The organism is Acidisphaera sp. L21 (genome assembly GCF_009765685.1).
In the GTDB taxonomy this organism is placed as follows: Bacteria; Pseudomonadota; Alphaproteobacteria; order Acetobacterales; family Acetobacteraceae; genus LMUY01.
Genome location: NZ_LMUY01000158.1, coordinates 26,201 through 51,229 on the forward strand (window position 1 = coordinate 26,201; position 25,029 = coordinate 51,229).

22 protein-coding genes are annotated in these 25,029 nt (G+C 64.4%); 8 read left to right on the forward strand and 14 right to left on the reverse strand.

Features of this window, described 5'->3' with window-relative positions; all coding sequences use genetic code 11:
* The 4 genes from GSQ76_RS32300 to GSQ76_RS30480 all read right to left on the reverse strand — a co-directional run.
* Positions 1 to 756: RuBisCO large subunit C-terminal-like domain-containing protein (locus GSQ76_RS32300; RefSeq protein WP_254070728.1), on the reverse strand; the 756-nt coding region annotated here is incomplete at its 3' end.
* Positions 756 to 1,295 carry a VOC family protein gene (locus GSQ76_RS30470; RefSeq protein WP_158747833.1) on the reverse strand — a complete coding sequence of 180 codons (540 nt, stop codon included), beginning with the start codon at positions 1,293 to 1,295 and terminating at the stop codon, positions 756 to 758. The genes GSQ76_RS32300 and GSQ76_RS30470, both read right to left, overlap by 1 nt.
* Before the next feature lie 9 nt (positions 1,296 to 1,304).
* Positions 1,305 to 3,215: a TRAP transporter large permease subunit gene (locus GSQ76_RS30475; RefSeq protein ID WP_254070729.1), complete on the reverse strand. Its 1,911-nt coding sequence runs from the start codon at positions 3,213 to 3,215 to the stop codon at positions 1,305 to 1,307.
* Positions 3,199 to 4,218, reverse strand: a complete 1,020-nt coding sequence (locus tag GSQ76_RS30480; protein WP_158747834.1) for a TRAP transporter substrate-binding protein — start codon at positions 4,216 to 4,218, stop codon at positions 3,199 to 3,201. The genes GSQ76_RS30475 and GSQ76_RS30480 overlap by 17 nt, the downstream gene beginning before the upstream one ends.
* 109 nt (positions 4,219 to 4,327) lie before the next feature.
* On the opposite strand from GSQ76_RS30480, the gene GSQ76_RS30485 reads away from it, so the two are divergent.
* Positions 4,328 to 5,371, forward strand: coding sequence for a LacI family DNA-binding transcriptional regulator (locus tag GSQ76_RS30485; RefSeq protein ID WP_158747835.1), 1,044 nt, complete (start codon positions 4,328 to 4,330; stop codon positions 5,369 to 5,371).
* Between the two features lie 28 nt (positions 5,372 to 5,399).
* Here GSQ76_RS30485 and GSQ76_RS30490 read toward each other — a convergent pair whose 3' ends face one another.
* Positions 5,400 to 6,545, reverse strand: a complete 1,146-nt coding sequence (locus GSQ76_RS30490) for a CaiB/BaiF CoA-transferase family protein (RefSeq protein WP_158747836.1) — start codon at positions 6,543 to 6,545, stop codon at positions 5,400 to 5,402.
* Positions 6,546 to 6,659: 114 nt separating this feature from the next.
* Positions 6,660 to 8,882: an NADP-dependent isocitrate dehydrogenase gene (locus tag GSQ76_RS30495; protein WP_158747837.1), complete on the reverse strand. Its 2,223-nt coding sequence runs from the start codon at positions 8,880 to 8,882 to the stop codon at positions 6,660 to 6,662.
* Positions 8,883 to 9,075: 193 nt separating this feature from the next.
* Here GSQ76_RS30495 and GSQ76_RS30500 point away from each other — a divergent pair, with 193 nt between their 5' ends.
* Positions 9,076 to 9,603 carry an AAA family ATPase gene (locus GSQ76_RS30500; RefSeq protein WP_158747838.1) on the forward strand — a complete coding sequence of 176 codons (528 nt, stop codon included), beginning with the start codon at positions 9,076 to 9,078 and terminating at the stop codon, positions 9,601 to 9,603.
* Between the two features lie 44 nt (positions 9,604 to 9,647).
* Here the strand turns inward: GSQ76_RS30500 and GSQ76_RS30505 are convergent, their stop codons facing one another.
* Genes GSQ76_RS30505 through GSQ76_RS30520 form a run of 4 tightly spaced genes read right to left on the reverse strand, consistent with a single transcriptional unit; the run spans position 9,648 to position 13,581 of the window.
* Entirely contained in the window at positions 9,648 to 10,457 is an 810-nt protein-coding gene (locus GSQ76_RS30505; RefSeq protein ID WP_158747839.1) for an N-acyl homoserine lactonase family protein, read from the reverse strand.
* A gap of 22 nt (positions 10,458 to 10,479) precedes the next feature.
* Positions 10,480 to 11,439, reverse strand: coding sequence for a tripartite tricarboxylate transporter substrate binding protein (locus GSQ76_RS30510; RefSeq protein WP_158747840.1), 960 nt, complete (start codon positions 11,437 to 11,439; stop codon positions 10,480 to 10,482).
* Complete coding sequence (locus GSQ76_RS30515; protein WP_158747841.1) at positions 11,363 to 12,943, reverse strand: tripartite tricarboxylate transporter permease; 1,581 nt, start codon at positions 12,941 to 12,943, stop codon at positions 11,363 to 11,365. The genes GSQ76_RS30510 and GSQ76_RS30515 overlap by 77 nt, the downstream gene beginning before the upstream one ends.
* Positions 12,943 to 13,581 carry a tripartite tricarboxylate transporter TctB family protein gene (locus GSQ76_RS30520; RefSeq protein ID WP_216851371.1) on the reverse strand — a complete coding sequence of 213 codons (639 nt, stop codon included), beginning with the start codon at positions 13,579 to 13,581 and terminating at the stop codon, positions 12,943 to 12,945. The genes GSQ76_RS30515 and GSQ76_RS30520 overlap by 1 nt, the downstream gene beginning before the upstream one ends.
* A 44-nt stretch (positions 13,582 to 13,625) precedes the next feature.
* On the opposite strand from GSQ76_RS30520, the gene GSQ76_RS30525 reads away from it, so the two are divergent.
* The 3 genes from GSQ76_RS30525 to GSQ76_RS30535 all read left to right on the forward strand — a co-directional run bounded on the left by GSQ76_RS30525 (position 13,626) and on the right by GSQ76_RS30535 (position 16,879).
* The gene (locus GSQ76_RS30525) at positions 13,626 to 14,372 is read left to right on the forward strand and encodes a GntR family transcriptional regulator (protein WP_158747843.1); all 747 of its coding nucleotides are present in this window, start codon (positions 13,626 to 13,628) and stop codon (positions 14,370 to 14,372) included.
* A 147-nt stretch (positions 14,373 to 14,519) separates the two neighbouring features.
* Positions 14,520 to 16,115, forward strand: coding sequence for an FAD-dependent tricarballylate dehydrogenase TcuA (tcuA, locus tag GSQ76_RS30530; protein ID WP_158747844.1), 1,596 nt, complete (start codon positions 14,520 to 14,522; stop codon positions 16,113 to 16,115).
* Positions 16,116 to 16,207: 92 nt separating this feature from the next.
* Positions 16,208 to 16,879, forward strand: a complete 672-nt coding sequence (locus tag GSQ76_RS30535) for a hypothetical protein (protein WP_158747845.1) — start codon at positions 16,208 to 16,210, stop codon at positions 16,877 to 16,879.
* A 25-nt stretch (positions 16,880 to 16,904) separates the two neighbouring features.
* Here GSQ76_RS30535 and GSQ76_RS30540 read toward each other — a convergent pair whose 3' ends face one another.
* Positions 16,905 to 17,891 carry an NAD(P)-dependent oxidoreductase gene (locus GSQ76_RS30540; protein ID WP_158747846.1) on the reverse strand — a complete coding sequence of 329 codons (987 nt, stop codon included), beginning with the start codon at positions 17,889 to 17,891 and terminating at the stop codon, positions 16,905 to 16,907.
* Between the two features lie 365 nt (positions 17,892 to 18,256).
* On the opposite strand from GSQ76_RS30540, the gene GSQ76_RS30545 reads away from it, so the two are divergent.
* Genes GSQ76_RS30545 through GSQ76_RS30555 form a run of 3 tightly spaced genes read left to right on the forward strand, consistent with a single transcriptional unit; the run spans position 18,257 to position 21,645 of the window.
* Positions 18,257 to 19,489: an ABC transporter substrate-binding protein gene (locus tag GSQ76_RS30545; RefSeq protein ID WP_158747847.1), complete on the forward strand. Its 1,233-nt coding sequence runs from the start codon at positions 18,257 to 18,259 to the stop codon at positions 19,487 to 19,489.
* 34 nt (positions 19,490 to 19,523) lie between these two features.
* Positions 19,524 to 20,675, forward strand: a complete 1,152-nt coding sequence (locus GSQ76_RS30550) for a 2-methylaconitate cis-trans isomerase PrpF family protein (RefSeq protein ID WP_158747848.1) — start codon at positions 19,524 to 19,526, stop codon at positions 20,673 to 20,675.
* A complete protein-coding gene (locus GSQ76_RS30555; protein WP_158747849.1) occupies positions 20,641 to 21,645 on the forward strand; it encodes an alpha/beta fold hydrolase in 1,005 nt (334 codons plus the stop codon). Before GSQ76_RS30550 ends, GSQ76_RS30555 begins: the two co-directional genes overlap by 35 nt.
* Positions 21,646 to 21,715: 70 nt before the next feature.
* Here GSQ76_RS30555 and GSQ76_RS30560 read toward each other — a convergent pair whose 3' ends face one another.
* From GSQ76_RS30560 to GSQ76_RS30570, 3 genes are read right to left on the reverse strand one after another with little or no spacing between them, the layout of a single operon-like run.
* Entirely contained in the window at positions 21,716 to 23,272 is a 1,557-nt protein-coding gene (locus GSQ76_RS30560) for an ABC transporter substrate-binding protein (RefSeq protein WP_158747850.1), read from the reverse strand.
* Positions 23,273 to 23,331: 59 nt separating this feature from the next.
* The gene (locus GSQ76_RS30565) at positions 23,332 to 24,165 is read right to left on the reverse strand and encodes an amidohydrolase (RefSeq protein ID WP_158747851.1); all 834 of its coding nucleotides are present in this window, start codon (positions 24,163 to 24,165) and stop codon (positions 23,332 to 23,334) included.
* Positions 24,166 to 24,202: 37 nt separating this feature from the next.
* A complete protein-coding gene (locus GSQ76_RS30570; protein ID WP_158747852.1) occupies positions 24,203 to 25,015 on the reverse strand; it encodes an enoyl-CoA hydratase in 813 nt (270 codons plus the stop codon).
* Between the last annotated feature and the right edge of the window lie 14 nt (positions 25,016 to 25,029).

Genomic DNA, 25,029 nt, shown 5'->3' on the forward strand with positions numbered 1-25,029 from the left:
GTTGAGGCTGGCCATCACGCAATCCCCGCCCGCCTGCGCGACCAGGTCGGCGTGGCGGCGCATGGCGTCGGTTTCGTCGGTGATGTTGAACGCGACCATCACCCGGCGCCCCGTGCGGTCGGCGTAGCGCCGCACCTGGCGCATCACGGCGGGGATGCGTTGCGCCAGCGGGGCGTAGTCGGGGTCGGCGCTGATCTCGTCATCCTTGATGAAATCCAGCCCGGTCTCGCATAGGCGGCCAACGAGACCGGCCGTTTCCTCCGACGACAAACCCACGTTCGGCTTGATGATCGAGCCGATGAGCGGGCCGTTCGCCACCCCCGTCAGCCGCCGGGTGCCCGCCACGCCCTGTACCGGCATTGGGAAACGGGCGCGGTAGGTTGCGGGCAGGCGAATGCGTTCCAGGCGCATCCCGGTGACCTCGCCGAGGTCGTACAGGTTGCCAGCCAGGGTCGCGGCCAGGGTCGACAAATTGGCGCCGACATTGGCCACCGGGAACGCCAGCGTCACCAGCGCCCGGTGCCATGGGCCACCGATGCCGCGGCGGTCCAGCCAGGCATTTGGCAGGCTCGGCGCCGCGGCGTCCGGCAGCGCGGTGATGCGTTCGATCGTGGCGCGGGCACGCTCGCGCAGCGCATCGGTCTCACCCTCGACGCGGGTGAAAGTGCCGCAGGATTGTTCCCCGGCCATGATCTCGGCGATCGCGGCCACATCCAGCGGCGTCTCGATCAAATAGTCTGCCTCGATCCGGTCCATCAGATCTTGCTGAGGTCGGGGAACGGGCGCACCGGTTCGCTGCCGTCCCAATTGGCGGCGGCCTCGCGGATCAGGCGGAACATGGTGCCTTTCGGCCCCTCCACTTCCGATAGCTCCACCACGGCGCCGGGATGGTATTCGGTGTCGAAATAGACGAAGCGACCGCGCGCACCGACTTCCCCGCTCATCACCGGGTCCAGGCCCTGCGCGGTCAGCCGGGCCAGGTCCGCTTCGTAATTCTCGGTCCAGCAGGCGACGTGCTGCAGCCCGGTGCGCCCGGCGCGCAGGAAGTCGCGGTACATCGAGGGCACGTCGTTGCGCGGCTGGATCAGCTCCACCTGCACGTCGCCGGAATTGGCCAATGCCACAGAGTTGTGTGGCTCGTAATTCTGGCCGCGATAGCGATAGTTCACGATGGGAACGCGTGGGTTGTAGAAGAACGGCCCCACGCCCAGCGTGCCGCTCCAATACGCCATCGCGGCCTCGATATCCGGCACGACGTAGCCCAATTGGCGAATGGGTCCGAAAAAGCGGCTCATGCTGCGGTCCTAGAAATTGGTGGTGAGAAAGCCGGTCGACAGCCAGGGTATTGCGGCCACGATCACCAGCCCGACGAGCAGGACGGCGACGTAGACGGCCATGTGCCGCAGCCCCTCATCGGGGTGGATCTTGCTGATGGCGCAGGCGCCGTAATAGCCGACGCCGAATGGGGGCGAGAACAGGCCGATGCCCATGGCGAACACCACGACCATGGCGTAATGCACCTCGTTCACGCCCATGGCGCGGGCGATGGGGAACAGCAGCGGGCCGAATAGCACGATGGCGGGAATGCCTTCCAGCACGCTGCCGAGCACGATGAACACGACGATGGAAATGGCCAGGAAGCCGAAATGGCCGCCGGGCACCCGCGCCATCCAATGCGCCAGGTCCTGCGAGAAGCCCGACTGCGTCAGCCCCCAGGCCATGCCGGTGGCGGCGCCGATGATGAAGCTGATCGTGCCGGTGAGCGAGGCAGTTTCCACCAGCATCGCCGGCAGGCGGCGCCATTGGAACCGGCGATACACCAGCAGGCCCATCAGCACGGAATAGGCGATACCTATGGTGGAGACCTCGGTCGCGGTCGCCACGCCTTCGATGACGGCGGTGCGGATGACGAAGGGCAGCAGCAGGGCCGGCAGCGCCACCAGGCCGGCCTTGGCGACGGCGCGGCCGGGTTGGCGGAAGACGGCGCTGATGTCTTCCCCCCGGGCGCGCCACCAGACGACGAGGCATAGCCCGGCGCCCAGCACTGCTGCCGGCAGCAATCCCCCGGTGAACAGCGCCGCGATGGACACGCCCGTGACGGAGCCGATGGTGATAAGCACGATGCTGGGCGGGATGGTTTCGGTCTGTGCGCCGGTGGCGGCCAGCAGGGCCAGCAGGTCGCCGGGCCGGGCACCACGCTGGCGCATTTCGGGGAACAGCACCGGGGCGATCGCCGCCATGTCCGCGACCTTGGACCCGGAAATGCCGGAGACGAGATACATCGCCCCGACCAGCACGTAGGACAAACCACCGCGCACCCGGCCCAGCAGGCTGGCGAGGAACGCGATCATCGCGCGCGCCATTCCCGTCATCTCCAGCAGCGCGCCCAGGAAGATGAATAGCGGGATGGCGAGCAGGATCTCGTGCGACATGCCCTCGTCCAGGCGGCCGACCATGACGACGAGCGGTGTCTGCGTGGTCAGCGCCAGGTAGCCGTAGGTGGCGAGCGCGAAGGCGAACGCGATGGGCACGCCGGCGAACACGTTCACGCCGACGACGCCGACGAAGAAGATCAGCAAATTGATGTTGTCCAGGTCGGCGAGCGCCGGGCCAGCGAGCCAGAAGCCGAGCACCAAGGCGGCGACCAGGCCGATTGCCGCAATGGTGGTGCGCCAGGATGGCAGCTGCGCCAGGCGGAACAGGGCGGCGAGGGTCATCAGCACCACGCCGGTCGGCAAGGCACTGGCGCGCCAGGCGCTGCTGACCTCCAGCGCCGGGGTGACGACGAAGGATTCGTCCTGCGCATGGTCGATCGATGGGGCCAGGATCATCAGCAGCAGCGCCAGGGAGGCCGCGAGGGCAAATGCCTCCAGGAACACCTGCGCCCGGGGGCTGACGCGGTTGACCAGCCCGGTCATCCGCATGTGCTCGCCCCGGCGCAGCGCCAGCACGGCGCCGAGCATGGACAGCCAGAGGAACAGGATGGAGGCGAGTTCGTCCGACCAGACCAGCGGCACCTGCAGCACGTAGCGCGCGAACACGCCGCTGCCGAGGATGCCGATTTCGGCCAGCAGCAGCACCGCGGCGGCGAAGGCAACGACGCCGCCGATCGCACGATCGGCCTGCATCGCGAGCCGGCCCAGCGGCGTTGCGGCCGGATGCAGTGCCACGGGAAGCGTTGCCGTGCCCATCGCCGAGTTAGGCGAGCTTGCCAACCGCGCCCTCCAGCAATCCCCAGGCCTCCGCCCCGAAGCGCGTCTTCCAATCGGCGTAGAACCCGGCGTCGCGCAGCTTGGTGCGAAAGCTCTCGGGGTCGGCGGCGTTGAAGGCGAGGCCTTTGGATTTCAGATCCGCCACGATGCCGTCGTTCAGCGCCTTGATGTCGCCGCGCTGCTGCATGCCGGACTCGTTGATGGCGGTGCCGACGATACCCTGCAGATCCGGCGGCAGGCTGTTCCAGGCGCGTCCGTTGGCGATGAACCAGAACCCGTCCCAGATGTGGTTCGACAGGGTGCAGGATTTCTGCACCTCGTACAACTTCGCCACCTGGATGATCGGCAGCGGATTTTCCTGCGCGTCGACGATCTTGGTCTGCAGCGACGAATAGACCTCGCTGAATTGCAGGCTGACCGGGGACGAACCCAGCCCCTTGAACATCGAGATGCTGAGCGGGCTGACGGGCACGCGGATCTTGAGCCCGGCCATGTCGGCCGCGGCCTGGATCGGCTTGCCGCTGGTGGTCATCTGGCGGAAGCCGTTGTCCCAAATCTTTTCGAACGTGTGCAGGCCGACCTTGGCAATGGCGTCCCGCACATGCGCGCCCAGGGCGCCGTCCATCGCCGGCCATACCTGGTCGTACCCGCTGAAGGCGAACCCCACGGCGCTGATCGCCGCCACCGGCACCAGCGTCGCGATGACCAGGGCAGAGGGCGTGAAGAAGGTGATGCCGCCATTGCGCACCTGCGCCAGCATGTCGGTATCGCCGCCGAGCTGGTTGTCCGGGAAGATCTTGATCTCCACCCGGCCGCCCGAATCCTTGGCAATCCGCTCGGCGAATTCTTGCGAGCGTTTGTTCAGCGGATGGCTCAGCGGCAGGTTGTTGCCGTATTTGAACTGGAACTGCGCTGCCCGTGCGATGTGGGGCGTGCCAAGCACGGCACCAGCGACCGGGGCGGCAGCCATGGCCTGCAACACTGCCCGGCGGGAAATGGTTCGCATCGACGTATCCTCCTGCCACGCTTGACGCCATCTGACGTGTTATGCGTGTGTTGCGCTCAGCTAACGAGGTGGAGCGCGAGGTGTCAAACGCTAAGGATGATGCGATCTGATGGATTCTGAGGCTCCTCGACTAGCCCGCCTCGCCGACGTGGCGCGGCGTGCCGGCGTGTCCCCGGCCAGCGCCGACCGTGCCCTACACCGCCGCCCCGGCGTGCGCGCCGCCACAGCCGAACGGGTGCTGAAGGCGGCGGCAGAGTTGCGGTATATCTCGCAAACCGAATTCGCGGCGGCGGCGGCCCCGCTGCCAATGCGACTGGTGTTTCTGCTGCCTGCCGGGACGAACCAGTTCCTGGTCATGCTGGCGCGCCTGATCGTTGCCGGGCACAGCCAGGCGCTGGCCCATGCCGCGATCTGCCGGGTCGAGACGATCAAAAGCTTCGACCCGGCGGTGCTGGCCCGGCAGTTGCTCCGCCACGGCAAGCAGGCGGACGGCATCGCCTTCATGGCCATCGAGCACCCGGCCGTGCGCGACGCGGTGAACCAATTGGCCGGGCGCGGCGTGCCGGTCATCACCCTGATTTCGGACGTGGCGAATAGCCGCCGGGTTGCCTATGTCGGGCTGGATAACCGGTCCGCCGGCCGCACCGCGGGCTATTTGATGGCCCGTTTCATCCGCGAGCGGCCGGTGAAGGTCGCCGTGATCGCCGGCAGCCTCAGCTACAGCGCGCACGGGGAGCGGGAGTTGGGCCTGCGCAGCATACTGGCCGAGATGGCGCCGGACATGGAGATCGTCGGCATTCGGGAGGGGCATGACGAGGACAGCCTCAATCACCGGCAGACGCGCCTCCTGCTCGCGGCGCACCCGGACCTGGCCGGCATCTACAATGTCGGCGGCGCCTCCGGCGGGATTGCCCGCGCCCTGGCGGAGACGCGGCGGGAGGGTAAAATCGTGCTGATCGGCCATGGGCGGACCCCGGATACGCGCCGTTTGCTGGTGGATGGCGTCATGGACGCGGTCATCACGCAGAACCCGCAATCGGCCTTCCTCGACTGCCTGAGTATTTTCGCGAACCTACGCGCGGGGCACGAGCCGATGCAGGGCATGGGCAGCGCCCGCAGCGAGATCGTGTTTCGCGAAAATCTGACGTCGTGAGCCATAACCCGACGACGCGCAGGCGTTGCTAGTCTGGCTTGAACCGTTCGAGGATTTCTGCGGTATGCTCACCCAAGCGGGGCGCGGGACTATGCACTTGCCCGGCGGTTTCCGACAGCTTCACCGGTACGCCCAGGGTTTTGAACGGTCCGGTGATCGGGTGTGTGGTGGCCACAACCATGTCGCGGGCCAGGATCTGAGGATCGGTCAGCACTTCGTCGTAGTTGAGCACGGGGCCGCAGGGGATCCCGGCCTTCTCCAACTCGGCCAGCCAATAGGCGGCGGGCCTGGTCTGCAGGCGAGCCTGCACGATCTCGATCAACGCGTCGTTATGGGCGACACGGTCGGCATTGGTGCGGAAGCGGGCGTCGTCGCGCAATTCCGGCATGTCGATGATGCGGCAGAATCGGTCCCAGAAATTCTCCTGCGATGCGCCGAAACTGATGTATCCGTCAGCGGTCGCGAAGATGCGATAGGGGGAACTACCGCGATGCTTCTGACCGATCCGGGGCGGCCGCTCGCCGGTGGCGAAATAATGCGCGGCCTCGTAGACGCCGAGCGAGGTGGCGGCTTCCAGTAGCGAGGTTTCGACGAACTGCCCCTGCCCGGTTTTATGACGTGCCTGGATTGCGGCTAGCACGCCGAATGCCAGAAACATCCCCGCCGTCACGTCGGAGATTGCGATCGGCAACCGGTATGGCTCGCCGTCTTCCGGGCCGTTGATGCTTGCCAGGCCGGACATACCTTGGGTGATGAGATCGAAGCCGCCGCGATTGCGGTATGGGCCGGTTTGACCGAAGCCGGAGATGGCGGCGTAGATGAGGCGCGGATTGCGCGCGTGGAGCACCTCCCAGCCAATTCCAAGCTTGTCGAGCGTGCCGGGGCGGAAGTTCTCGATCAGAATATCGGCCTGGTCGACCATCGTCAGCAATGTGTCGCGGTCGGCAGCAAGTTTGAAATCCAGCACGACCGATTTCTTGTTGCGGTTCCAAATCATGAACGGGGCGCTTTCGCCATTCACGAAGGGCGGCATCTTACGGGCATCGTCGCCCTTGCCGGGGCGCTCGATCTTGATCACTTCGGCGCCGTGATCGGCGAGCATCATCGTGCAATAGGGACCGGACAAATGACTGGTGAGATCGAGAACGAGGAGGCCATCTAGCGATCCAGTCATGGTTGGGACTCTCCCTTGGCGAAATTGCGCACGTGTCGGCGATGCGAGGCTTGCCGTCCCCGAACCAGACGCGATCCGCCCCGGTTGCCCGGGGCGGATGCATTTGAGGCAGCGTCAGAGCGTGGCGAGGGCGGCGTTCAGGGTCTCGCTCGGGCGCATCGCCGCCGAGGTCTTCGCGGCGTCGGGCAGGTAATAGCCGCCGGTGTCCATGGGCTTGCCCTGCGCCGCGATCAGTTCGGCGTTGATCTTGGCCTCCTGGGCCGCAAGCGTTTCGGCCAGCGGCCGGAAGCGGGCTGCCAGCGCCGTGCTGTTGTCCCGCGCGGCCAGCGCCTGGGCCCAATAGAGCGCCAGATAGAAATGCGTGCCACGATTGTCGAGTTCGCCGACCTTGCGCGCGGGCGAGCGGTTGTATTCGAGGATCTTGCCGTTCGCCTCATCGAGCGTTTCCGCGAGCACCTGCACGTCCGCATTCCCATGGGTTTGCGCCAGATGTTCGAGTGAGGCGCCAAGTGCCAGGAACTCGCCAAGCGAGTCCCAGCGCAGATAGCCCTCCTGCTGAAACTGCTCCACATGCTTGGGCGCCGATCCGCCCGCGCCGGTCTCGAACAGTCCGCCGCCGGACAGCAGCGGCACGATCGATAGCATCTTGGCGGAGGTGCCGAGTTCCATGATCGGGAAGAGATCGGTGAGGTAGTCGCGCAGGACGTTGCCGGTGACGGAGATCGTGTCCTTGCCTTCGCGAATGCGCGCGAGCGAGACCTTCATCGCCTCGACCGACGGCATGATGCGAATGTCGAGGCCCGCGGTATCCTGCTCCTTCAGGTAGGTCTCGACCTTGGCAATGAGCTGGGCGTCGTGTGCGCGATTGGCGTCGAGCCAGAACACCGCCGGGGTGTTGGAGAGCCGGGCGCGGCGCACGCCGAGCTTGACCCAATCCTGGATCGGTTCGTCCTTGACCTGGCACATGCGGAAGATGTCGCCGGTTTCGACCGGTAGGGAGAGCAGCACCGTCCCGTCGTCGCCAACGACGCGGATTGTGCCGTTGGCCGCGATTTCGAACGTCTTATCGTGCGAGCCGTATTCCTCGGCCTGTTGCGCCATCAGACCCACGTTCGGCACGGAGCCCATCGTCTTCGGGTCGAACGCCCCGTGCGCCTTGCAATCCTCGATCACGGTTTGGAACAGTCGCGCGTAGCTGCGGTCCGGGATGGCGGCGATCACGTCGTGTAGCTTGCCGTCCGGACCCCACATGCGGCCGGACTCGCGGATCATCGCCGGCATCGAGGCATCGATGATCACGTCGCTCGGCACATGCAGGTTGGTGATGCCGCGGTCGGAATTGACCATGGCGAGGGGCGGCTGCTTGGCGTAGACGGCGGCGGTGTCGGCCTTGATCGCTGCCTTTTCGGCGTCCGGCAAAGCCTCGATCCGGGTGAGCAGGTCGCCGACGCCGTTATCGGGATCGACGCCCAGGCGCGCCAGCGTGGCGGCGTGTTTTTCGTATACATCGGCGAAGTACACCGACACGGCGTGACCGAAGATGATGGGATCGGAGATCTTCATCATGGTGGTCTTCACATGCAGCGAGAACAGCACGCCTTCCCGCTTTGCGGCATCGATCTGCGCGGCGAGGAAGCTGCGCAACGCCTTGCGGCTCATGGCCGAGGCGTCGATGATCTCGCCAGCCTTGAGCGCCGTCTTGGCCTTCAGTACCGTGACCGCGCCGTCGGCGCCGACCAGCTCGATCCGGGCGTTGGTGGCCGAGGGAACGGTGGTTGCGACCTCCGACCCGTAGAAGTCGTTACCCGGCATATAGGCCACGTGGGTTTTGGACTTCGGGTCCCAGGCACCCATCTTGTGCGGATTGTTGCGGGCATATTGCTTGACCGCCCCGGCGGCGCGGCGGTCGGAGTTCCCTTCACGCAACACCGGGTTGACGGCGCTGCCGAGCACCTTGCCGTAGCGGGCGCGGATTTCCTTGTCGGCCGGCGTCGCGTCGCTGTCCGGATAATCCGGCACGTCATAGCCCTTGGCCTGCAATTCCTTGATCGCGCCCTTGAGCTGCGGGATGGAAGCCGAGATGTTGGGCAGCTTGATGATGTTGGCGTCGGGCTGCAGCGTGAGCTTGCCGAGTTCGGCGAGTTCGTCGTTGATCCGCTGCCCGGCGGTCAGTTTGTCCGGGAAGTTCGCGATGATGCGCCCGGTGAGCGAGATGTCCTTCAGCTTGACCGCCACGCCGGCCGCGCCGACGAAGGCTTCGACGACTGGCAGGAGGGAGAACGTCGCAAGCCCTGGCGCTTCGTCGACCTTCGTCCAAACGATTTCAAGATCTGACATGCTTGCACCTCTGCGCGCCGTTTGGGGTTCGGCTGGTTGAACGATCGATGATGACCGGCTGCCTTTTCGCACCGGCGTGTGGAAAGGGCAATTGTCAGGCGGGCCGGGGTCGATGGGAACATTATTTGAACACAAGGGGAACGCGGGTTTGCGCCGGTAGCCGCGGGGCGTTGGCCGAGTTAAAAGCCACATCATGACGTTGGACGAGCTTGGGCCGCGCATCTGCATCATGGGACCGTCCAACAGCGGCAAGTCCACGCTGGCGGACGCGATCTCGCGGGGACGCGGGCTGATGCCGATCCACCTCGACCAGTTCTACCACCTGCCGCATACCGATTGGGTTCCCCGACCGGCAAACGAGTTTGGCGCCCTGCATGACGCGGCGATCATGGGGGAACACTGGGTCATCGACGGCAATTACTCCCGGCTTCTGCCTCAAAGGCTGCAGCGCGCTACCGGGTTTGTCCTGCTTGATGTTTCGACCGTGGTGGGCCTTTACCGCTACACCCGGCGCTGCTGGTTCGAGCGTGATCGCCGAGGGACACTCGAGGGCGGTCGCGACAGCGTGAAGTGGGATGTCATTCACCACATGACCGTCGCCACCAGGGCGAATCGCAGTCGCTATGAGAGGATGTTCGACGATATCCGTTTGCCGAAACTACGACTCGACTCTGCACGCGCGGTGGCCGAGTTCTATGGCGCGAACGGCTTGCGCCGCTAGGCCGCGCCGTCCGTCGATAGTTGATCAGATTTAGGCTGTTGGCATTACGACGGAATGGGAGGCACATCCAACCGAACGACCAAGCCCTCGAGCCCGGGGCGGGGCGCGGGATAGCGTGACATCAGCTGGGGATCGTGGCTCGGCACGATGTGGTCCGGTGAAGTGGCAAGCTGCATGATGCGATCATGGGCCAGCATCATATCCGCAATGCTGTGTGCGACGGCAAAGGGAATGGATTTGTCCAATTCCTCGTAATAGTGCAGTGCGTCCGAGGCGAGTACGACCCAACCGCGCCGGGTGCGAACGCGAACGACTTCCTGGCCGGCACAGTGGCCGCCGACGAGGTGGACCGTCATCCCCGGCGCGATCTCCGCCTCTGGCGCATGGAGGTCCAGCCGGCCTTCGTGCAGGTATGCGACGCATCGTTGAATTTCGTCCACCTCGTAGGCTAGGCGGAACCATGGCTTCGCCATGAGCGGGCTGACGGCATAGGCCATCTCGGCCGACTGCAGGTGAAAGCGGGCGTGGGGGAAAGCGTCCAGGTTGCCGATATGGTCGTAATGCATATGGGTGAGGATCACGGTTTTGACGGCGGCCGGGTCGACGCCCAGTGACGGCAGAATTGCGTGGGGGGGCCGAACGTAGTCATAGCCGCGCTGCAACGCCTTTTCCCGGCGGAGTCCCGTGTCGATGACGATTGCGCCCGATGGGCCGACCGCCACCCAGCTGAAATAGTCCATTGGCTCCAGCCGTTCCGGATCGTCCGCCATGATATAGTTGTGCCCACGGTGGCGCCGCGGATTGCCCGCATAGCGGATGGCGTAGAGTTCGTAGATCGTTGCATCTTCCGTCATCGGTCGCCTCCCCTTCCCGCGACTACTCGGGTTCCAGCCCGGCTTGCTTGGTTAGGGTCGCCCATAATGCGACCTCGTCGGCGACCCGTTGGCCGAACACGTCAGGCGGGCTGGGTTCCGCTTCGAAGCCGATGGCCTCCATCTGCTTTTTCAGATCCGGCTGCGACAGGACTTGTGTCAAGGCCGCGGACAGCTTGTCGATGATGGGCCTGGGTGTTTTGGCCGGGGCGAACAAGCCGTTCCAGGCCTCGACCCTCGGGCCGCCCAGACCGGCCTCGGCCATGGTTGGAACGTTCGGCAGCAGGTCGGTGCGATGTTCGGTCGTCACGGCGAGGGCCTTGACGGTGCCGGCCTGGATTTGCGCGGTGGCTGGGGTGGTGTCGACGAACATCATCGTCACGCGGCCGCCAATGATGTCGGTAATCGCTTGCGGGCTGCCACGGTATGCCACGGCGGTGAGGTCGATGCCGGCACGTTGCTTTAGCATCTCGCCCGAGAGCTGGCCCAGGGCGTTGGCGTAGCCGAACGATAGCGCGCCGGGCTTCGCCTTCGCAGCGGCAACCAATTGCGCCATCGTCGTGTAGTTGCTTTTGCCAGAGACCAGCAGCGCGTAGGGGTAGACGCCCAATTGCCCGATAGGCGCAAAATCGGTGACCGGATTGTAGGTGATGTGCTTCATCAGGTTGGGGTTCCCGGCATGGGTCGTCGTGCCGCCAACCAGCAGCGTGTAGCCGTCCGGTGCGGCGCGGGCCGCCGCAGTGGTGCCGATTGCGCCATTCGCCCCCACCTTGTTCTCGACGACGATTTGGGTGCCGAGTACATCGCCTAGTTTGGCCGCAACCAGGCGCGCGATGGCGTCCGTGCCGCTGCCGGGGGCGAGCGGCACGATGAGGGTGATGTAGTGCCTAGGGTATTCCTGCGCCCGCGTGGTCAGCGGTGACAGCAGCGCCAGGGCCGCGACCAGAATGCCCAGCAATCTCATCTTCGTTTCCTCCGTCTTTTGGGTCGGCTTTGAAAGCATTGCGTGCGGCGAAGGCGGTCTGGCCGATCACCAGCAGGCAGGTGAACCCGACCAGCGTGGCGCTGATCGGCTGTTGCACGAACGTCAACAGGTCGCCATGGCTGAGAACCATGGCGCGCCGGAAGTATTCTTCCAGCATCGGGCCGAGGATGAAGCCGAGCATCAGCGGCGCCGGGTCGAACCGCACGCGCATCAGCACGTAGCCGAGCAGGCCGAAGGCGGCCGTGGTGACGACGTCGTCCAGGTTGTTGTTGATGCTGAACGTGCCGATGCAGCAGAAGAATAGGATCGCGGGAAAGAGCACGCCGTACGACACCTTGAAGATCGACAGCCAGATGCGTACGAGCGGAACGTTCAACAACAACAGGAAGCAGTTGCCGATCCACATGCTGGCGACCAATCCCCAGAACAGGTCCGGGTGGTCGCCGATCATGTTGGGGCCGGGTTGCACGCCCTTGATCATGAAGGCGGCCATCATGAGGGCCATGACCGGGTTCTCCGGGATGCCGATCGCCATCAGCGGGATGAAGCTGGTGCGGGCGGCGGCTTCGTCGGCCGCGGCCTGCCCGGCGACGCCCTCGATCGCGCCCTTGCCGATCTCGTGCCGGTAGCGGCTGACCTTCTTGTCCAGCCCGTAGGCGGCGAATTGCGCGATCACCGGGCCACCGCCGGGTAGGATGCCGAGCAGCGAGCCTACGATGCTGCCGCGGAGCGCGCTGGGTATGATGCGCTTGAACTCCGGCCAACTCGGCATCAGGCGGATGGTGCCACCGAACGGTGTGCGCTGCTCGCCGGCGTCGAGATTCTTCGTCAGTTCGGCAATGCCGAAGCAGCCCAGTGCCACGCTGACGACGCTGACGCCCTCCATGAGCGACGGGAGGCCGAAGGTGAAGCGTTGCACGCCGGTGTCGAGGTCGGTGCCGATTTGGCCGAGCAGCACGCCGAGCAAGCACATGGCGACGCCGTTGAGGACGCTGCCGGTGGTGACGACGCTGACGCAGACGAACCCCAGCAGCATGAGCGCGCAGTAATCGGCCGGGCCGAACAGGATGGCGACCTGCCCGAGGCTGGGCGCCAGCGCGGCGAGCACGATGATGGCGACGGTGCCGCCGATGAAGCTGGAGACCCCCGCGGTGAACAGGGCAAGGCCCGTGCGGCCCTGCAGTGTCATGGCGTGGCCATCGATGCAGGCCACGATGCTGCCGGCATGCGGCATCCGCATCGTGATGGCGCTGACGCTGTCGCCATATTGTGCGCCGTAATAGATGCCTGCCAGCATGATGAGGGCGCCGCTGGTGGGGATCGCGTAGGTGAGCGGCAAGAGCAGGCTGATCGTGGCCAGCGGCCCAAGGCCGGGCAGCAGGCCGATGATGGTGCCGACGACGCAGCCGATCGCGCAATAGAGCAGGTTGTCCAGGCTGAGCGCGTGGTGAAAGCCGAAGGCCAGGTTGTTCAGCATCTCCATCAGACCACCCCGAGCCGCAGGCCCAGAAGTTGTTCGAACGCCAGGGCGATGACGATGAGGCCGGCCGCGACCAGGGCGTTGCGCCTCCAGTGATAGGCGGTGCCGGCGAGCGTGGCGGTGAACACCAGCACGACGATGCCGGCGGCCATGTCAACGAATGTGGTGACCACGACGAAGCCGGCCAGGGCGGCCATGATGATGGCGATGTTGCGGATGTTGAAGTGCAACGGCGGTGACGTGATAAAACGCGACCGCACCAGCATTGCGACCGCCAAGACGAGCAGTGCGGCGCTGACCACCAGCGGGAAAAGACCGGGGCCGAACCGGGCCAATGTGCCGACGGGATAGCGCAACGCATTGAGGCCGAAGAACAGCCCGATAGCCGCCAGCAGGAGACCCTGCGCCGTGCTTTGACGAGGCATGTCTAACGCGCCCCGGCGACGCCATGCGCCGCATCGGATGGTTCCAGGCTCGTACGCTGCCTTGGGATTGGGCGGAGCATTCTTGCTGACGTTCCTCTTGGCCACGTTGGACCGTGATAAGGATGCACGTGCATACATGACCACGCAAGAAAGTTCTTTTGCTGTGAGGAAGATGCCGGCGGCCGGTTCGGGCGCTTGTGGCGGCAGAAGCGGCACTGTATCACCGGACGCTCAGCACGGGCGCAGGTAGTCAAACTCTCATGGATGCCGAACACTCCGAGACCGGCGCCGATACCCGCGGCAGCCGCGGCCGGAGTGACTGGGCCTATGACATGCTGCACGAGGCGATCCGCGAAGGCACGATCGAGCCTGGCCAGCGCCTGATGGAAGTCGAGGTTTCCAACTGGCTTGAGATGAGCCGTACGCCGGTTCGCGAGGCGCTGCGCCGTCTGCAGGCGGAAGGCCTACTGGAACACGCGCCGGGTGGCGGGATGGCGGTGGTGGTCTACGACCTGCGCGCCATCGGAGAGTTCTATACGGCGCGTGAAAGCCTGGAGGGGACGACCGCGGCGCTGGCAGCGCAGGTAGCCGAGGCAACCGAGATCCGCATCCTGGCGGCTACCTGCGACGCGATGGCCAAGTTGCCGCCGGACCCTCGCCTGCATGCGCGGGAGAACCAGACGTTTCACGACCAGTTGCAACAGGCGTCCCACAACCGGTTCGTGACGCGCAGTCTGCGGGCACTGCTGAACTTCGTGCCCTTGATGGGGCGCACGGTCTACACCGTTCCCGGCAGGATCGAGAGCGCCCTGGCCGAACATATCGCGATCGTGGATGCGATCCGCGCCCGCGACCCGGCTGGCGCGGAGGAGGCTGCGCGGGCCCATATCCGCCGGTCGCATGAGAGCCGGGTCATCGTCGTGTCGGAGGACGTTCGCAGCGCCGCACAGCGGCGATCGGTGCGAAACGCGCTGCCGGGGCTGCCCCGCCCGACGACGTCGTCATAGCGACAGGGTAGACGTTCGAGGACAAGACGCGCCGGCGCGTGCAGCGAGGTGAACGGCTGCCTTGACGGTCTGCATAACCGTGTATACATCTCCATCCAAGGACTACCGGAGCACTAGATACCGGCGTCATTCTTGGGAGGGGTTTGCATGAACCAGTTCGATGTCATCGTCGTAGGGGCCGGCAACGCTGCCCTGGCTGCCGCTGTATCGGCCAAGGAGAACGGCACCGAGCGCGTGGTCGTGCTGGAGAAGGCGCCAAAGACGATGCGGGGCGGCAATACGCATTGGAGTGGCGGGGTATTGCGCTTCGCCTTCGATGACCCGCGCGAGATAGGACCGTTGCTGCCGGGTGTCGAGGACATCTACACCGATTTTTACGAAGGCATTCAGCCCTATACCTTTGCCGATTTCCATGGCGATCTGATGCGCGTCACCTCCGGCCAGACCGACCCGGCGCTGTCCCGCATCCTCGTAGGCAATTCCAAAGACACGGTGTTCTGGATGAACCGCGTCGGTGGGATTCCGATGGAGCCCGCCATCACGCTCACCGGCGTGCGCAAGGGCGACAAGGTGATTTGGGCGCGCGGCCTGGTCGTTCGGGCGGAGCATGAGGGCGTGGGGCTGTCGACCCACTGGTTCAAGACGGTGGAGCGCATGGGGATCGAGGTGCGCTACGGCGCGGCCGCTACCGGCCTGCTGCAGGATGCGCGGGGCCATGTTTGCGGCGTGCGGGTGCGTGACGACGAGGGCGTGCAGGACCTGTCGGCGCCCACGGTGATCCTGGGCTGCGGTGGGTTCGAGGCGAACGTGCAGATGCGCACGCAGCATATCGGCCCGCTGGTCGGCGCGGCCAAGGTGCGGGGAACGCCGCATAACCAAGGCGACGGGCTGCGCATGGCGATGGCGATCGGCGCCATGCCATGGGGCCAATGGAGCGGCTGCCACGCCACGCCGATCTCCGCCGACTGGGGCAATTTCGCGCCGCGGGAACTGACCGACAAGTCGAACCGGCTGAGCTACCTGTATGGCGTGATGATCAATCGCAAGGGGCGGCGCTTCGTGGACGAAGGCGAGGACGGGGCGATGTTCACCTATGCCAAGTTCGGCCGCGCGATCCTGGCGGAGCCTGGCGCGAAGGCCTACCAGGTGTTCGATAGCCAGGTTATCGACCTGCTGGAACCGCGCTACCGCACCAGCAAGCCGCTGACGGCCGATACGCTGGAGGCGCTGGTCGAGCAGATGGACATCGACGACAAGCCGCAAGCGCTGAAGACGCTGCTGGAATTCAATGCCGCGGCGCACCCGGCGAGCGACGGTTTCGATCCTACGAAGAAGGACGGCCTGTGCAGCGCCGGGTTGTCGCCGGAGAAGACCAACTGGGCCATTCGGCTGGAGAAGCCGCCCTTCGTCGCCTACACCGCGACGGGCGGCATTACCTTCACCTTTGGCGGCCTGAAAGTGGACGAGAGCGCCCGGGTCATCGGCACCGATTGGCGCCCCATCCCAGGGTTGCTGGCCTGCGGCGAGATGATTGGCGGCCTGTTCTACGACAATTATCCAGCCGGCACCGGCCTGGTTTCCGGCGCCACGTTCGGCCGCATCGCCGGGCGGACTGCGGCGCAATACCGGTCCAACAGCAAGGCGGAGACGGCGACGCCAGACTATGCCGACGCCCCGGTAACGGCCCCGGCCGAATTGACCAGTACTGGCAACACGCTGGCCGAGACGTCCTGGGTACCATGATCTTGTGGGTACCATGATTTTGGGTATTCGCTGAGCGAAGGCTTACCCTATTTCCTTGCAACTGCCGTGGGTCGGGGCGTCATCTGCCGGGCATGGACACCCCGTTCGCTCCCAACCCTGCCCCGGGTCCCGATGCCACGCTCACCGAACTTGCCGCGCTCGGGCTGCGCGCTGCGCGCGTGGTGACGCGGATGATGGAGATCGAGCAGGCGGCGGCTGACATCACGGCAAGCTGGTTGCCCGATGTGACCAGCCCCGCCACGACGCTGGATGAATCGATCGCGACCGGCCAAGGTGTCGATGCCGTCGCCGAGGCAATGGCACAGGCCGTTCCCCGCGTCGAGATCCTTGCGCGGGCGCTGGACCGCACCTCGCGTTCGGTACGGCGCAGCATCGCATTGATGCGGCGCATGCAGGCCGGCTGGCCAGGTGCCGCTTCGGACAACCGGGCGGCGATGGTTCGGCGGCAGGTGGCCCGCGGGGTTGCCGACAGCATCCGGCAGCACGCAGATGGCGAAGCGGCGGAACGCCTGTTCGACGAACTGGCCGACCGGATGGACGATCCCGCGCTGCGGGACGAGATCCTGACCTTACCGGTGGACCAGGTCGTGCGGCGGATCTGCCGGGACCTGGCGCAGTTTCGGTCAGACATGACCGCCCTGATGGAAAACAGCGCCGACGGGGCGGCAGCGGAGGCACGCGGCAGTTGGGCCGAGCGACAAGTCCCGCGCCGCCCGCCGCCATTGCGCCCTGACACCGGCTAGCTGGGCGATCACTTTAGCCGAGCGATCACTGGGTGTCGCGCCACGCCCCATAAAGCTGCACGCCCTCCCGCAGCGACACCTGCGCCGACCAGCCGATTGCGCGCTTGGCCTTTTCCGGGCTGAAGCCGAGATGGTTGCCGCCGGCGGATTTCACCGCCCTCGTATCCGCCTTGTAGATCGGCTTCAGCGCCGTCGCGCCCTGCACGTCCAACATCGTGCGGACCAGTTCGTTATGGGTGGTGTCATGTCCTGTCACCAGGTTCAGCACGTCACCGCCACTGCCGTTCAGCATCGCCGCGATGCACCCCGCGGCCACGTCGGTGACGTAGATGTAGTCGTGCACCTCCAACCCATCGCCCACGATGACCGGCGGCTCGCCCCGCTTGATGGCATCGTGGATGGCGGCGATGCCATTGGCGTTCATCGCCCGCTCGTGCTGCCGCTCGCCATAGACGGAGGAGAAGCGCAGCGCGTTGAACTCCACCCCGAAGCGCTGCTGATAGAACCGGCCGAGCGCTTCGCCCAGCAGCTTGGTCGTGCCGTAGATCGCCGAGATCGGCGACGCGGTGGACAGTTCGGATGCGGCGTCTTCCGCCAGAACCTCTGCCGTGGTGTTGCCATAAGCCGCCACCGAGGAGGAGAACACGACCCGGCGCACCTTGGCGATGCGCGCGGCCTCCAGCGTGTTGACCATGCCGCGCGTGTTCACGTCCACGCCCAGCGAGACGTTCTGGGCCATCGGGATGGTGAGGAATCCGGCCAAGGCGAAGATGCCGTCCGCGCCGTTTGCTGCGTCCAGCAAATCGTTCAGCCGCAGGATGTCGCCACGGATCTGCTTGACGCGGCTGTCGCCGGCCAAATGGGCGATCGTGCCGGGTGTGCCGAGTGCGTAATTGTCGAGCAAGCGAACCTGCGCCGCGCCCGAGGCGAGCAATTGGTCCGCGATGTGCGAACCGATGAGGCTGGCGCCGCCGGTGATGAGGTATGTTCGGCCTTCGGTGGTGTGCGGCACGATATTTTCGTCTCCTCGATGATTGGGTGCGACGGCACCGTGGGCGCGATCATCGTGAGCTTTGCGGCGTCCGTCAACGCGCGTGTATACACCGTAATGCAGATATGCACTTGTGCGCTCTTTGAGTTATCCATACCGTGAGGCCAACAAGACGCCGCAGGATGAACGTCGTTGAGCACCGCGCACGATCTCTTCATTGGCAACCGGCATGTGGGCATCGATTGGCAGATCGCACACGGCACTGCCACGGCGCGCAGCGCCACCGGAACGACAGCGCGTGCCCAAGAGCGGACCTATGCCGCTGGCAGTCGGCACCGCCGCGGCACGACAACAAGACCGGAAAACCTGGGGAACGAGCGACAATCATGACCATCACGAAACGCGACCTGCTGACCTCCGCGCTGGCGGCCGGGATGCTACCCATCGCTGGCGGTGCGCGCGCGCAGGCGAAACCGACGATCCGTATCGGGGTGATGAACGATCAATCCAGCGCGTATCGCGACAATGGCGGTTTGGGCTCGGTCGCATGCGTGCGGATGGCCGTGAGCGAGTTCGCGCCGAAACTGGGGCTGGCGGTGGAAGTCATCTCTGCCGATCACGGTAACAAGCCCGACCTCGCTGTATCGCTTGCCCGGCAATGGCTTGACAGTGGCGTGGACGCGATCTGCGATCTGCAGAATTCGGCGATCGCCCTAGCCCTGAACGGTCTGATGCGGGAACGCGACAAGGTGATACTTGCGACGAATGTCGGGACGGCGGAGATCACGGGAAAGGCCTGTTCCCCAAACCTGGTCCACTTCGCCTATGACAGTGCCATGCTGGCGCGGGTCGCCGGCACGCAACTTGTCAAGGATGGCGGCGACACATGGTATTTCATTCGCCCCGACTATGCCTTCGGCCGGGCCATCCAGGACGATGCGACCGCTGCGATCGAGCGCGCGGGTGGAAAGGTCATCGCCAGCATTGCACAGCCGTTTCCCACCACCGACTTCTCGTCTGCGCTGTTGCAGGCGCAACAGTCGAAGGCCAAGATCATCGGCATCGCCAATGGCGGTGATGAATTGGTCAATGTGGTGAAGCAAGCAGGTGAATTCGGTATCATGCAGGGTGGGCAGCATCTGGCGGCGATGCTGGTGTTCATCAACAACGTGCATTCCATGGGGCTACAAGCCGCGCAGGGGCTTCGGCTGGTCTCGACCTTCTACTGGGATCGGAACGACCAGAGCCGCGCCTTCACGAAGCGCGCGTTCGATGCCGGGTTCGATCGCTCGATGCGGCCAAACATGAGCCACGCCGCCTGCTATGCCGGCACGGCGCACTACCTGAAGGCGGTCGCCGCCCTGGGGGCGGAGGCCGCCAAGCGCAGTGGCGCCGCAGTGGTGGCGCGCATGAAACAGATGCCAATTGAGAGCGATTTTTACGACAGCGGCGCAATCCGCGAGGATGGGCGCGCCGTGACCCCAGCCTACCTGTTTGAAATCAAGACGCCGGCCGAAAGCAAAGCGGATTGGGACTACTACAAGCTGCTGCAAACGGTGCCCGCCGACCAGGCGTGGCGCCCGCTGTCGGAAGGTGGCTGCCCGTTGATCCGTAGCTGAGTGTCGATAGGCCGGCCGAGAGAAGGAGCCCCGTATGCGGCAACACGCAATCCCCGCCGTCTTCATGCGCGGCGGCACGAGCAAGGCCCTGATGCTGCATACGCGGGACCTGCCGCCGGATCGGGACGATTGGGCGCCGCTGTTCACTGGCGCGATGGGTAGCCCCGACCCGTATGGACGGCAGTTGGACGGGATGGGTGGCGGTGTCTCCTCGCTGTCGAAGGTGTGCATCATTGGACCGTCGGCGCGCGAGGATGCCGATGTGGACTACACGTTCTGTCAGGTGCCGGTGAAGGATTCGACCGTCCAGTACAAGGGCAATTGCGGCAATATGAGTTCTGCCGTCGGGCCGTTCGCCGTCGACGAGCAATTGGTGCGACCGAATGACGACACGGCAACGGTCCGCATCTTCAATACGAATACGCAGAAGATCATCCATGGCAGCTTCCCGATTGAGGACGGCATGGCGCGGTATGACGGGGACCTGGCAATTCCCGGCGTGTCCGGGACTGGCGCGCCGATCCGCCTCGATTTCGTGCAGCCCGGGGGTGCGTCCACAGGTGCGCTGCTGCCGAGCGGAAATCTGCTCGACCTGCTCGAGGTACCGGGCTTCGGCACGATCGAGGTCAGCCTCGTGGACGCGGCCAACGCGGCAGTGTTCGTCCGCGCCAAGGATGTGGGACTGACGGGTCACGAACTGCCAGAACAGCTTGAGTCCCGGCCTGAATTGTTGGCGCTGTTGGATGCGATCCGGGTTCAGGCTTCGGTCAAGATGGGTATCGCGCCCGACGTGGAGGCTGCCAAGCGCATCACTATCGTGCCGTTCGTGGCGATCGTCAGCCCGGCCTCGGACAGCCCTACCCTGTCTGGCGAGACGGTGAAGGGGGGCGACATCGACCTCATCGCGCGTGTCATCTCCAACGGTCAACCGCACCGGGCGCTGCCGTTGACCGTCTCGCTTTGCACGGCGGTTGCCGCGCGGATGGCGGGTTCGATCGTGGCGGAGATGCTGTCGCCGTCGGCACCGGATGGACCACTTCGTCTTGGCATGCCGTCGGGGATCCTGACGGTGGGAGCCGATGTCGTGCAGGAGCGGGGACATTGGGTGGCGCGCGCTGGCTCGTTCTACCGCACTGCACGGCGGTTGTTCGATGGCCGGGTTTATGTTCCGGGGCAAGGCCGTTGATGTCGCCACGAGCTGTCGAGATCACCGGGGCGACGATTTCGCCAGCAGCCGGCAGACGGCCTGTGATTTGACAGTTCCAGCTTCGGATCTGATGCTCCCGCATCAAATGCCAGAGAGCGTCATCGACATGCAAGCGCACGACATCTCCCTCGAAGCTGGGCTCGATATCCACTATTTCCACCGCTCTGGAACCGGGCCGGTTTTGATCTTTCTGCATCCCTCCTCGGGCTACGGCAGGATGTGGCAAGAGACCACCGCGTATCTGCCGGCCGAGTATGATGTCTATGCACCCGACCAACGTGGGCATGGCGATTCCAGTCGCCCTGACGGGGAATATTCGGCCGAGGAACTGTCCCGTGACCTCAAGCTGTTCGTCGACAAGCTCGGCGTCGGGCGGGTGATCGTGGCTGGGCATTCGCTTGGCGGGCGTGTCGCCCTGTGCTTCGCGGCTGCTTACCCTGATCATACTGCCGGCTTGATCATGGTTGCCGGGCCGCACCTCAGCAATTTCTATCAGACGCGCGACGCGGTCAAAACCGTCTACACGACGGCCTACAAGACCATGGTGTCCGAAACGAAGTTTGCGTCGCGTGAGGCGGCTCTCGCATACATCAGTGCGTTTCGCCCGAACGACTCACCCACGGCCTGGAAGCACCGGGTCGACTACAACATGACGCACGCAGCCGATGGCACCGTCGTGGTCAAGTACGACCCGGTGCGCGTCGCGGAGGGGCTGACCCACCAGCTTGTCGACCTGAAATACGCCGCCGCTGCCGTTACCTGCCCCACCGCTTTCATCCGCGGCACTGGGAGTGCCGAGATGACGCCACACGCCGCCCAGGACGTCGCCAAGTTCTGGACCCGCACGACGGTCGATATTCACGCGGTCGAGGCCAAGGCCAACCTGCAGATCGAAAACCCGGAGGGCTTGGCGAAGGCTATCACTGAGTTCATTCACCAGCGGCTGTAAGGGCTGTCCCTGGTAACGGCCCTGATGAGCGGTCGCAGACGCTGTGGGCCGTTCGTGGCTTCGCCCCCCCCTACTCCTTCCACACTCCCCAGAAACGGAGATTATACCAGCCAACCAAGCCATGAAGCTGCGTGCGGTAGCCATTGATATTGGCGAAATCACCGAGCTTGATCCAGTAGGCCTGGTCGAACAGCCGATGCTGAACGTCCGTCCAAGCCTGGGCCCGATCCGCGCCCGAGAGCGAGTTCAAATACCGCTGATACATCTCGTTGAGGGCCGCATCCTTCATTTGGGGATAAACGGTGAGATACTGGCGCCATTGCGGTGGGCCCAATAGGGGTTGCGAACAATACAGGGCGGAGTCGACATTCCAACCTCCTATACCACGTTGGCGATTGGTATTGGCGGTGACGATATCGACGGTCTTGAGTGCGATCGTGATCCCGACGGCTTTCAGTTGCTCCGCAAGGACAAGAGCCGCATTCATTTGCCAGGAGTAGCTTGGGGTAACCTGCAGCACGATGGGTTCGCCGTGATAGCCCGCCTGCTGCAGCAGAGACTTTGCCCCAGCCGGATTGTTCATGTCATAGTGGAAGTCCGGGTTACCTGGCGCGTAGAATTTGCTCCCGGGATACGACAGTTGCGGATTGCGCTTCGAAACCTGGCCGACTGCATCCAAGATGTCATCGACGCCCATTGCCGCCTGTATCGCTTGTCTCACGAGGATATTATTCGTTGGCGCGATTTGTGTGTTGAGGAAGAACGCCTGCATGCAGCCCGGAAAGATCGTCTGCAGCGCGAAGCCATTCCTGCCATCAATTCGCTTCGAGAGACTCAACGGCACCTGGGATGTCACGTCGGCTCCGCCTGCCTGCAATGCGGCGATGCGGGCGTTTGGCTCGGGCAAGATGTTGTAGCGCACGGCGTCGACGTAGACGATCTTCTTGCCCGCGTAGCCGTCTATACCGCTGGCAGCCTCGTTGATCGAGTAATCGTCGAATCGGCGGAGCAGGATGTGGTCGTCACGCCGCCACTCAGCCAGTTGGAATGGACCTGTCCCGATGATTGCCATCTCGCCGGTTTTCTCGGCCTCTTCCGCAGGCATGATGGCGACTGGGAAACCCGGCGACATCATGACGTCGAGGAACACCGGCGCCGGGTCCTTCATCTGCACGATGAATATGTCGGGCGCCGGTGTCTCATACGCCTCGACATTGGAGAGCGCCTCCGCGTTCGGGCTTACGCGCTGGTAGCGTTTGAATGATGCCAAGACATCCGCGGACGTCATGATTTTGCCGTTGTGGAAGCGGACTCCGTGGCGCAGGGTGAAGGTGTACCAGCGCGCATCGGGACTCACGTCGATACGGGAGGCTAGCGAGGGGCGCGGGGTGAAGTCCTCCCCCAACGCGACAAGGGTTTCATACAGTTCACTGGCAAGTTCGATGTCGATCGTGGATGTGCTCAGCTGTGGATCGAGCGACCGCGGGCCGGCGGAAACTGCATAGACGATCGTGCCCCCACGCTTCGGATCCTGCGCGCTGGACGCCGTTGGGCTGAGGAGAAGAAGGGCCACGGCCAACCCGCCGACGCACAGCGCTCCCCGCAATCCAGAGCCAGTTTTGGACATCGACACTCTCACTCCCCCATTCTCAGGCGTGGCAAAGCAGTCCAGCGACGTGCCCAGGGCTATGCAGACTCACTTTGGATAAAGTAGTTGGGTTCGAGATCTAACCAGTTGCAGATCCCTCTGCCCATCACCTTCGCCAGGTCATCGCCTTGCAACCATGGCAGCTCCTCGGTAAACATCGTTACGCATTGCCGGTAGCTGCATGGCATACGCGTCAGGTCCGTGCCCCAAAAGAAGCGATTTGGTCCAAACGCGTCGAAGATGCGATGCAATCCATCATGCAAGTTCATGTAAGGGTAGGGCTGGGTCGAATAACCCGGCGCTCCCGTCGCCTTCACCGCCACATTCGGCAGGGTGGCCAGAGCCATCAGGTCTGGCAATGTTTCGAAGGCGGCGGCGTCCTGTTTTGGCCTGACAAGGCCGATATGATCGACGATGAAACGCAGGCCGGGATGTCGCTCCGCGATCGTCTTCAGCGCCGGCAGAAAACGCCAGGCCAACAACGCGATCGGCAGGCCCGTGCGTTCGGCTGCAGCCCAAACCCAATCCATCGTTCCATCGCTATGCCAGGTCCTCTCACTGGGTTTGAGCAAGGCAAATCTCAAACCAACCATCCCGGGGGTTTCCCGCCAATGCGCAATTCGATCGCGACTGGATGGCTGATCGATCGCGAGATGGCCGAGTATGGCGAATTTGCCCGGATATCGCTGCACCGCGTTGGATGCCACTTCGTTCGACGCGGGGTCCCAACTCGGGGGATGCAAGATTGCGCCATCGACCTTCGCCACCGCCATTTCGGCCAGGAGTTCCTCTGCCGTGTAACGGGACACCTTTCGATGCTCGCCACTTGACAAGCCCTGCGACCAGACATGCACCTGCGCATCGATGATCATTGCAGTCGTTCCGCGCCGATGTACAACAGGAAGGATCTCAGCGTCCAACGAAGCCAGGCTTGCGCTTCTCCATGAAGGCCCGCCGCCCCTCTGCAAAGTCCTCGCTATCGAAACAGCTTTGATAGAGCGCTTCCAACGCGGCAGGATCGGCGGCCTGGGCCGCACGCGACAGATCGTCGATCGTGACTTTGGCGGCGTGGACGGTCAAAGGCGCGTTCTCCGCGATCTGCCGGGCCAGCTCGGTCGTCTCCTTGACCAACATTTCGGGCGACACGACCCGATTGATCAGTCGGGCCTCATACGCCTCCTTTGCCGTGAACAGGCGCCCCGTCATCAGCATCTCCTTGGCGATTGCCGGTCCAACCAGGTGAACCAGCGGTGCCAGACCCGAACGGCTGTATGCGAGGCCTAATTTCGCGGCTGGTATCGCGAAGTGGCTGTCATCCGATGCCACGCGAATGTCGGCCTTCAGGGCAATCGCCAATCCACCGCCCACGCAGTAGCCACGGATCATGGCAATCAGGGGCTTGCCGAGCGTCAACAGGGAGTTACCAGCCTGAGCCGTTCTAGCGCGATAGGCGGCTTCGGCGGCGGCATCTGCCCGCACCTTCTCGAATTCGCTGATATCGGCGCCGGAGGCAAATGCCCGGTCGCCCGCACCGTGCAGCACAACGACCCGGACCGATGGATCCGTCGCGAAATCGGTGCAGATCCGGGCAATCGCATCCCACATGGCAAGACTGACCGCATTGCGGCGCTCGGGCTGATTAATCGTCAGCCAGCCAATGCCATCCTCCTTCCGAGACAGTATCTTTTCCGTCTGCGGCGAACCTAGTTGAGCAGCGGACATCCCCATCTCCTTGC

Coding starts and splice junctions, on each gene's coding strand:
- GSQ76_RS30565 (WP_158747851.1), bottom strand. CDS start 24,165: ATGATCATCGATGCGCAGGTGCATGTCTGGTCGCAGGGCTTGTCAAGT.
- GSQ76_RS30560 (WP_158747850.1), bottom strand. CDS start 23,272: ATGTCCAAAACTGGCTCTGGATTGCGGGGAGCGCTGTGCGTCGGCGGG.
- GSQ76_RS30480 (WP_158747834.1), bottom strand. CDS start 4,218: ATGCGAACCATTTCCCGCCGGGCAGTGTTGCAGGCCATGGCTGCCGCC.
- GSQ76_RS30515 (WP_158747841.1), bottom strand. CDS start 12,943: ATGGAGATGCTGAACAACCTGGCCTTCGGCTTTCACCACGCGCTCAGC.
- GSQ76_RS30500 (WP_158747838.1), top strand. CDS start 9,076: ATGACGTTGGACGAGCTTGGGCCGCGCATCTGCATCATGGGACCGTCC.
- GSQ76_RS30505 (WP_158747839.1), bottom strand. CDS start 10,457: ATGACGGAAGATGCAACGATCTACGAACTCTACGCCATCCGCTATGCG.
- GSQ76_RS30555 (WP_158747849.1), top strand. CDS start 20,641: ATGGCCGGGTTTATGTTCCGGGGCAAGGCCGTTGATGTCGCCACGAGC.
- GSQ76_RS30485 (WP_158747835.1), top strand. CDS start 4,328: ATGGATTCTGAGGCTCCTCGACTAGCCCGCCTCGCCGACGTGGCGCGG.
- GSQ76_RS30510 (WP_158747840.1), bottom strand. CDS start 11,439: ATGAGATTGCTGGGCATTCTGGTCGCGGCCCTGGCGCTGCTGTCACCG.
- GSQ76_RS30550 (WP_158747848.1), top strand. CDS start 19,524: ATGCGGCAACACGCAATCCCCGCCGTCTTCATGCGCGGCGGCACGAGC.
- tcuA (WP_158747844.1), top strand. CDS start 14,520: ATGAACCAGTTCGATGTCATCGTCGTAGGGGCCGGCAACGCTGCCCTG.
- GSQ76_RS30490 (WP_158747836.1), bottom strand. CDS start 6,545: ATGACTGGATCGCTAGATGGCCTCCTCGTTCTCGATCTCACCAGTCAT.
- GSQ76_RS30535 (WP_158747845.1), top strand. CDS start 16,208: ATGGACACCCCGTTCGCTCCCAACCCTGCCCCGGGTCCCGATGCCACG.
- GSQ76_RS30525 (WP_158747843.1), top strand. CDS start 13,626: ATGGATGCCGAACACTCCGAGACCGGCGCCGATACCCGCGGCAGCCGC.
- GSQ76_RS30545 (WP_158747847.1), top strand. CDS start 18,257: ATGACCATCACGAAACGCGACCTGCTGACCTCCGCGCTGGCGGCCGGG.
- GSQ76_RS30495 (WP_158747837.1), bottom strand. CDS start 8,882: ATGTCAGATCTTGAAATCGTTTGGACGAAGGTCGACGAAGCGCCAGGG.
- GSQ76_RS30570 (WP_158747852.1), bottom strand. CDS start 25,015: ATGTCCGCTGCTCAACTAGGTTCGCCGCAGACGGAAAAGATACTGTCT.
- GSQ76_RS30470 (WP_158747833.1), bottom strand. CDS start 1,295: ATGAGCCGCTTTTTCGGACCCATTCGCCAATTGGGCTACGTCGTGCCG.